Here is a 6,765-nt window from a genome sequence, read left to right on the forward strand (position 1 = left end):
TTCCTGTAGATATTCACCCTTGGGTTTACACAAACGATATAAACGGACATGATATAACTACTTTAGTTGGTCCGATCCTTGGACTTGTGTACTATGCTTGGGATCTTAGTTTTAATTTTGGTGCTTTCGGAGTTATTTTCCTGGGACATATTCTATCAATATGGCTATTTTCCTTGAGTATTCTTTTAATAACTATAGTCGTACAAAAGAACATTCTGCCTGGCCAAAAGTCGTGGGGGTATTTCATACTCTCCTTACCAACTATCTGGCTGATCCTTAAAATTATTGATGACCCATCAGAAATTGGACAAATACATGATCTCTGGATTCATATAGTAGCTATTCTGGCGCTTACTATTTCTTTACCCTATGTAGTCTATGTCTTTTTCCGTTTTACCAATCCGCAGATTCTTCTTCTTAAACGTAGATTGATTATTGGTCTCGTCGGAATTTTTCTCTTTGTAGCTCTCATTGGTTACACTTTAGGACAGAACAACCAGCTGATAATGACTTGCCAAAATTTTATAGTCAGTGGCCAAGATACGCCACAAAACTGTATTAATGTGAAAAAGTAACTGAGAAGGTGTTTGTCAAAAAATTTCAAGCAAATCAGCAGGAACAGAGAAAACAAGGATCAAGTCAAAAATCAAGTCCAATCTCACAAAAAAAGTACGAACCGAAAGGCGTATCCCACTGATTTAATATCATGTCCGGTTGAATAATTAGACTTTGCTGGAAGGAAGGCAGCTATGCTGGAGGCAGGAGGCAGAAGGTTTTATCCTATTGTCACCTTAATTTTATACACGCTCCGATGCTACCGGACATGATATAACTGACTCAGAATGGCAAGAAATCTTCGATTTCTTGCCACCCCCTAATTCGATAGGAAGTCCTCGCTTAGTAGACTTGCGGGAAATTGTGAACGCAATTTTCTATTGGGTTGATAATGGGATAAAATGGAGAGCATTACCCCATGATTTCCCCTGCTGGTAAACGGTATACGGCTACTATCGTCGCTGGGTTAAAACGCATCTGTGGGAAGAAATTAATGAGAGACTGATAGCAAAAGTGAGGACAAAAGAAGGGCGAAATCATTCCCAAACTTGGGGACTGATTGACAGTCAATCTGTGGAGGGACATCAAAAAGCGGATGCGACCCCGGCGAGGTTTCCTCGCCTAGGGAACGCGCACCAAGCAGAGGTCCTGAACGAGGTGTGGATGGCTTGAAAAAAGTGAAAGGGAGAAAACGTCACATTGTGGTAGATGTATTGGGATTAGTTTTGAGAAACCGTTTGCACCTTTTCTTCCTTCTTCTTTCTTCCCTCCTGACTCCTGACTTCCCCTCCTGGGAGGGGTTAGGGCGAGGGGTGGGTTGACTCCTGACTCCTGAGGACTCCGTAGTTATTTATTTATCACTGTTCAACCGGACATGATATTACTTGCTTGGGGTGGACTGTTAATTAGCGAAAGGGAATTCCTTTTATAGGATAATGATGATCAAAATTGAAAAGTTGAGCCACTATGAATCCCCTATTTACTGACAGAACTTCAGTAGAACAAGTAGAAGAAGGTTTGTTCCTTGCTCCCAAATTCGACTGCAATGGTTTGATTCCAGTCGTTACCACCGATGTCAACACGGGTGAAGTGCTGATGCACGCTTATATGAACGAAGAGGCTTTAGTTAAAACCATTGAAACGGGAGAAGCTCACTATTACAGTCGCAGTCGTCAGCAACTATGGCATAAAGATCAATCCAGTGGACTTGTGCAAAAAGTAGCGCAGTTAACAATTTATGATGACCAAGATTGTCTCTGGATGCACTACCAAGCTTTAGATTTTTTTAAAAAAAATAGTTCAAACAATCATAATTTTTAGGTATAAAATGAGAATGATTATTATTCTAATTTTTTTGTTTGGGAGAAAACAAGGTGTTCAATTTTCGGCAAAGTATTACGGTATCAGTCTTTGGAGTTGTGACAAGTCTAGTGTTCTTGGCAGACAGTCCAGCCCAAGCTGTAACCTTCCAACTGTCATGGACTGGGCAAATCCTTGGTTATCGGGCTGAGGGTTCATTTAGCTATGATGAGACAAAAGATTATGACAATGGCATTGTTAGAAAGGATGACCTTGAATCCTTTGACATTGCCTTTTTTGACCCAGAGGGCAATCTCATCCAAGAATTTATCGATAATCATTTGACCTATCCCGACTTTAATTTTAATTTCGACACAACAACGGGGACGATCTTACAGGATGGCTTTTTTGACGAACCCAATGGTATTGATATTGGGGAGTATGTGTTAATTGATCCAGCTAATAGGTTGGCTGATGGGTTAAATTTTTGGTCAGCCGCACCCATCGGGTCAGATGGTTTTGCTATTCCTCACGTTCATTTAACCGACTTTGGCAATGATTTTCCCGATTTAGAAATTGGTTTTCGCCGTCATTTAGATGTGGCATTTTTCACCCGAACGACCGCCCAATTGTTAGACGACCCAGCAGCAGGGGATGAATTCGGACAACGGATGATTGCCAGTCAAGTCCCTGAACCGACAAGCCTTTTAGGACTAGGATTGGTTTCACTGATGGGACTAGGAAAATGTAAAGGTTTGACTAGAAGAGGTTAAACAGTGATGAATCACATTTTTAGCAAACGGACAGCCAGTGAGTGTGTCCTCATGGCGTTCGGATTACTTTTATCAGTTGGTCAAGCTCAAGCTGCCACAATTTATGCTTCAGGACAGCGTTTAATCCCTGCTGTCCCCGATGTTCATGATGATCTTCGAGAAAACTTTATCTATGCCATTGACTCTAGTACGGGGATAGCTACGCCAGTATTCCCTGAAACAACCGGTCTTCCTTCAGCCCTTGCCGGAACGCTGGATCAACGGTTGCTTGGTTTTGCGTCCGGAGGACAATTGGTAGAGATCGATCCATTGACGGCTAATTTAACGCCGATTGGTAGTGCAAATGGACTCTTTAGTACCAGTTTTGACATTCTCGATGATCAGCGTGGATTTCTCATCCCCTTTGATAGCAACTTCAACACACAGCAAATTCATGCCCTTGATTTGACTACGGGGATGGCAACTCCCAAGGGAACTGCAACGGCGGTCGGAGATGCGATCGACGAAGCACGAGGTTCAGCACTAGGAACAGCATAACCTTTTATTATTAGCCTTGGTTCGGTCGAAAATCAACTTTACGGTGTGGACTTGATACTGATAGCTTAATTAACTTTAATCCTGACACAGGAGAGGCGACGGTTATCGGTTCGTTAGGAGCAGTGACTTCTGGCGATCGCTCTGTCTACAGTGGATTTGCTGCACTGACTGGAGTGGACACCAATCAAGATGGGTCTTTTGATGCTTTATTCGGCAATGTTAATTTTACTGACTCTGATAACGATCCCGATACACCTTCTGAGCGATTGGGGGGCTTGTAACTGTTGGCTAAAATCTGGTATAATCTATAAAAATCTGGGATTATCTGTTTTATGCTACTTGGATTTAAAACTGAACTACATCCGAATAATCAGCAAAGAACCTTACTAGCTAAACACGCTGGTGTTGCAAGGCACGCCTGGAATTGGGGATTATGGCTAACTAGAAACATCCTGAATCACAATTCCAATAATCCTGATAGTAAACTTAAATTTCCTACTGCAATCGACCTGCATAAACTTTTAGTAGCAATGGTTAAACCGAAAAACTGCTGGTACTACGAGGTTTCTAAAACAGCGCCTCAATATGCTTTGATGTATTTATCTGTTGCTTGGAAGCGTTGCTTTAGCAAAGTGTCTGGTCAACCTAGATTTAAGAAAAAAGGTAGAGATGATAGTTTTACTCTAGATGGTTCAATATCGGTAGGTTTTAATCATATAAAATTGCCTCGAATTGGATGGGTCAAAACATTTGAAATCTTGCCCGGTCATGTCATTCCTAAATCTGTGACTATTAGCAAAAAAGCAGGTAGATGGTTTGTTAGTTTCAAGATAGAAACTATACCTCAAATTACTGAAAAATCAATAGATGTAGTTGGTGTAGATTTAGGAGTAAAATCATTTGGTGAAGTTTTTGTTGGTGCTAAGTCTTACCGAAAGTTAGAATCTAAACTATCACGACTGCAATACTTAAACAGGCATAAAACTAAGTTCTCGAACAACTGGAAAAAAGCACAGCTAAAAGTAGCTAGACTACACAGTAGGATAGCCAACATCAGAAAAGATACATTGCATAAACTAACTACTTATTTGGCTAAAAACCACAGCCAGATAGTAATAGAAGACCTTAATGTATCAGGAATGATGGCTAACCATAAGCTGGCTAAAGCTGTTGCTGATATGGGGTTTTACGAATTTCGTAGACAGTTAAAGTACAAGTGTGAGTTATACGGTTCTCAACTAATAATTGTTGACAGATGGTTTCCTAGTTCTAAGACTTGCAGTAGGTGTGGAACTGTAAAAGAGTCTCTATCTTTATCTGAGAGAGTGTTTAAGTGCGAACACTGCTATTTTAGTTGTGATCGAGACTTGAATGCAGCATTAAATTTAGCTATGGCGGGCAGTTAGTCCGTGTCAGCTTGTGGACTGGATAACGCCGACGTTGCCAGGCAGAAGCAAGAATAGAACTGATTATTTAGAGAAAATCATAGATTTATATAGATAATCGTAGGTTTCTAAGAACGGTTTTATTTGGCATTATCACAGTTAGTCTTTTTGGTATTTGGACAAAAAGAAACGCCAAAGAGTAGCCATTGTTTTGAGCAATATTTTTTTTTCGTAGAGAAATTTACGACTCACCTTTTGATTTCTAGCTAATGGATAGATAAGTGAGTCGTTCTGAATTTTCAGCGACGGAAACTCCAATTAACGTCACATGACTCTCTAAAGGAATAGAAGCAAAATAGCAACAGAGTTCTTCAGTCGTTCCTCCAGGACATAGGGGACAATCGTTGACAATTATAGGTAAACGCTCTCCCCATTCCTGTAATCGCTGTTCCATCTCGACCATATCTAATCCATACATATCAGATGGATTACGTTGAGCGCGAAGATGTAACGTAACTTGAAAATCATGCCAATGGTTCTCTATCCAGATTGGAGGATTATGATGCTTCCGACGTAAGGTAGCACGGATTTGATAATCGAAGATTAGGGACTGCTTAATCATTTGTGACTATGAAGGTAGAATCAAGCGAGAAGAAATAAATAGACTTCTCCAAGCCTGATCTTACCTTATCCATCTCAAATGATGTTTTCAAGAATTAAAATAGGGCTGCTCCAGCTTCGGCTACGGCATGGTCTTGCTCTCCCGACCCCCCACTAACTCCAATTGCCCCCACTACTTGTCCCTCACTGTAAAGGGGGATTCCCCCAGCAAAAATCATTATTTTGCCATTGTTAGAGGCATGAATCCCAAAAAATTGTCCTCCTGATTGACTCTGTTCGGCTAAATCTTTAGTGGCCAGATTGAACGCCCGCGAAGTATACGCTTTTTTAATGGAGATATCGATACTTCCGATCCAGGCTCCATCCATTCGTACATGGGCTACCAGATTTCCTCCCCCATCCACTACTGCTATATTCATTGGTTGACCAATTTCGAGTGCTTTTTTTTCGGCGGCACTAATTACTCTTCTGGCATCTTCTAATGTAACCATTAATCCCTCCATTGGACTTGATCTTAGATGTCTGTTAATTTAGCTGATTGAGTTAACATATATTCAGACTTTAAGTACACTAGCAAATTACAGGCTATTAGACAATACCATTTTATTATCTCTAAGTTTCAGTCAATCTCGCTATCAATTGAGCCAAATTTTTGTCTTAGCTAGGTTTAGTTTTTCTTTTACTAATGCGTCGCCAAAATCCTTTGACTACCTTGAATTGATCGATCGCGTGTAAGATAATAAATGCTAAAAAAGTATAAGCTAACCAAAAATGTATGTTTCGACCTAAGTCTACTAAGTCACTATTCTGGGGAAATAAATCAGGTAAGGTTAAACCAAAAAAGCGGACATTATTGCTTTTAAAGGAGTTAGAAAAAAAGAAACCACTAATAGGAACAGCCCACATAAAGATATAAAGAGAAGTATGCAGGGCTACTTTTTGCATCCATTTAAAACTATACTTGGGCAATCGCTTAGTATATTTCTTCCACCACACTTGTAATAGAGTTAAAATTCGCCAAGTTAATAAAGCCATTGCCAATACTCCTAGAGATTTATGGAAATCATAAAGTAAGTTTCTTCCAAAGGCTTCTCTAGGCAAACGCGACATAAAACAACCAACTAAAAATATAATAATGTAACAATTAAACATCCACCAATGGATTGACATTAAATTTTGGTAAGCAGAATTTTTTCTCGGTTTGTTTGTTTTTGAAGCTTGAGCCATGATTTTCCCGCAAGTTATTTTACAGTGATACTATTTATTAAATTTTAAAATTTAATATCAATTGTAAATTTTCTATAAGAACTTTGTGGTCATTATTACTTGAGAAGTTTTTATGGCAGCGATAAGTTTAGACGAAAATCAATTCTGATAGTACAAAAATAATCATTTTAAAATTTTTCCAGCGATCGCTGATACTGGCCAATTAGTAGTAACAGAGCGATCGCCAGCTCATTTCTAAGTTTCAGTTAATCTCGGTATCAATTGAGCCAAACTTCTATCTTACGCTAGGTTTAATTTTTCTTTGAACTCTGACAATATCAGATATGGTAATGTTTATTTAGTTTATGTTAGAAAAATAAATGCTCAGT

The 6,765-nt window shown here is 39.5% G+C and carries 10 protein-coding genes; 7 read left to right on the forward strand and 3 right to left on the reverse strand.

The window, feature by feature from the left end; all coding sequences use genetic code 11:
- The 7 genes from D5R40_RS36350 to D5R40_RS29020 form a co-directional block, all read left to right on the forward strand.
- Nucleotides 1-575: hypothetical protein (locus tag D5R40_RS36350; protein ID WP_161565094.1), on the forward strand; the 575-nt coding region annotated here is incomplete at its 5' end.
- Between the two features lie 253 nt (nucleotides 576-828).
- Nucleotides 829-993, forward strand: coding sequence for a transposase (locus D5R40_RS42985; protein ID WP_124147658.1), 165 nt, complete (start codon nucleotides 829-831; stop codon nucleotides 991-993).
- A 528-nt stretch (nucleotides 994-1,521) separates the two neighbouring features.
- Nucleotides 1,522-1,875, forward strand: a complete 354-nt coding sequence (locus D5R40_RS29005) for a phosphoribosyl-AMP cyclohydrolase (protein WP_124147646.1) — start codon at nucleotides 1,522-1,524, stop codon at nucleotides 1,873-1,875.
- Nucleotides 1,876-1,928: 53 nt separating this feature from the next.
- Nucleotides 1,929-2,627 carry a PEP-CTERM sorting domain-containing protein gene (locus tag D5R40_RS29010; protein WP_124147645.1) on the forward strand — a complete coding sequence of 233 codons (699 nt, stop codon included), beginning with the start codon at nucleotides 1,929-1,931 and terminating at the stop codon, nucleotides 2,625-2,627.
- A 3-nt stretch (nucleotides 2,628-2,630) separates the two neighbouring features.
- Nucleotides 2,631-3,164: an SMP-30/gluconolactonase/LRE family protein gene (locus D5R40_RS29015; protein WP_205127563.1), complete on the forward strand. Its 534-nt coding sequence runs from the start codon at nucleotides 2,631-2,633 to the stop codon at nucleotides 3,162-3,164.
- Between the two features lie 122 nt (nucleotides 3,165-3,286).
- Complete coding sequence (locus tag D5R40_RS38245; protein ID WP_205127562.1) at nucleotides 3,287-3,445, forward strand: hypothetical protein; 159 nt, start codon at nucleotides 3,287-3,289, stop codon at nucleotides 3,443-3,445.
- A 51-nt stretch (nucleotides 3,446-3,496) separates the two neighbouring features.
- Nucleotides 3,497-4,570 (forward strand): RNA-guided endonuclease InsQ/TnpB family protein, encoded by a 1,074-nt coding sequence (locus tag D5R40_RS29020; RefSeq protein ID WP_124147644.1) that lies wholly within the window; start codon nucleotides 3,497-3,499, stop codon nucleotides 4,568-4,570.
- Nucleotides 4,571-4,811: 241 nt separating this feature from the next.
- Here D5R40_RS29020 and D5R40_RS29025 read toward each other — a convergent pair whose 3' ends face one another.
- The 3 genes from D5R40_RS29025 to D5R40_RS29035 all read right to left on the reverse strand — a co-directional run bounded on the left by D5R40_RS29025 (nucleotide 4,812) and on the right by D5R40_RS29035 (nucleotide 6,397).
- A complete protein-coding gene (locus tag D5R40_RS29025) occupies nucleotides 4,812-5,171 on the reverse strand; it encodes a hypothetical protein (RefSeq protein ID WP_124147643.1) in 360 nt (119 codons plus the stop codon).
- 94 nt (nucleotides 5,172-5,265) lie between these two features.
- Nucleotides 5,266-5,661, reverse strand: coding sequence for a GlcG/HbpS family heme-binding protein (locus D5R40_RS29030; RefSeq protein WP_124147642.1), 396 nt, complete (start codon nucleotides 5,659-5,661; stop codon nucleotides 5,266-5,268).
- A 166-nt stretch (nucleotides 5,662-5,827) separates the two neighbouring features.
- On the reverse strand, nucleotides 5,828-6,397 hold the full coding sequence (locus tag D5R40_RS29035) for a cytochrome b (RefSeq protein ID WP_124147641.1): 570 nt from the start codon (nucleotides 6,395-6,397) through the stop codon (nucleotides 5,828-5,830).
- Nucleotides 6,398-6,765 lie beyond the last annotated feature (368 nt).

It is taken from the genome of Okeania hirsuta (genome assembly GCF_003838195.1).
Lineage (GTDB): Bacteria > Cyanobacteriota > Cyanobacteriia > Cyanobacteriales > Microcoleaceae > Okeania > Okeania hirsuta.

Excerpts from the sequence above, each read along its gene's own strand:
- D5R40_RS29005 (WP_124147646.1), top strand. The coding sequence starts at position 1,522 with ATGAATCCCCTATTTACTGACAGAACTTCAGTAGAACAAGTAGAAGAA.
- D5R40_RS29035 (WP_124147641.1), bottom strand. The coding sequence starts at position 6,397 with ATGGCTCAAGCTTCAAAAACAAACAAACCGAGAAAAAATTCTGCTTAC.
- D5R40_RS29020 (WP_124147644.1), top strand. The coding sequence starts at position 3,497 with ATGCTACTTGGATTTAAAACTGAACTACATCCGAATAATCAGCAAAGA.
- D5R40_RS29030 (WP_124147642.1), bottom strand. The coding sequence starts at position 5,661 with ATGGTTACATTAGAAGATGCCAGAAGAGTAATTAGTGCCGCCGAAAAA.
- D5R40_RS29025 (WP_124147643.1), bottom strand. The coding sequence starts at position 5,171 with ATGATTAAGCAGTCCCTAATCTTCGATTATCAAATCCGTGCTACCTTA.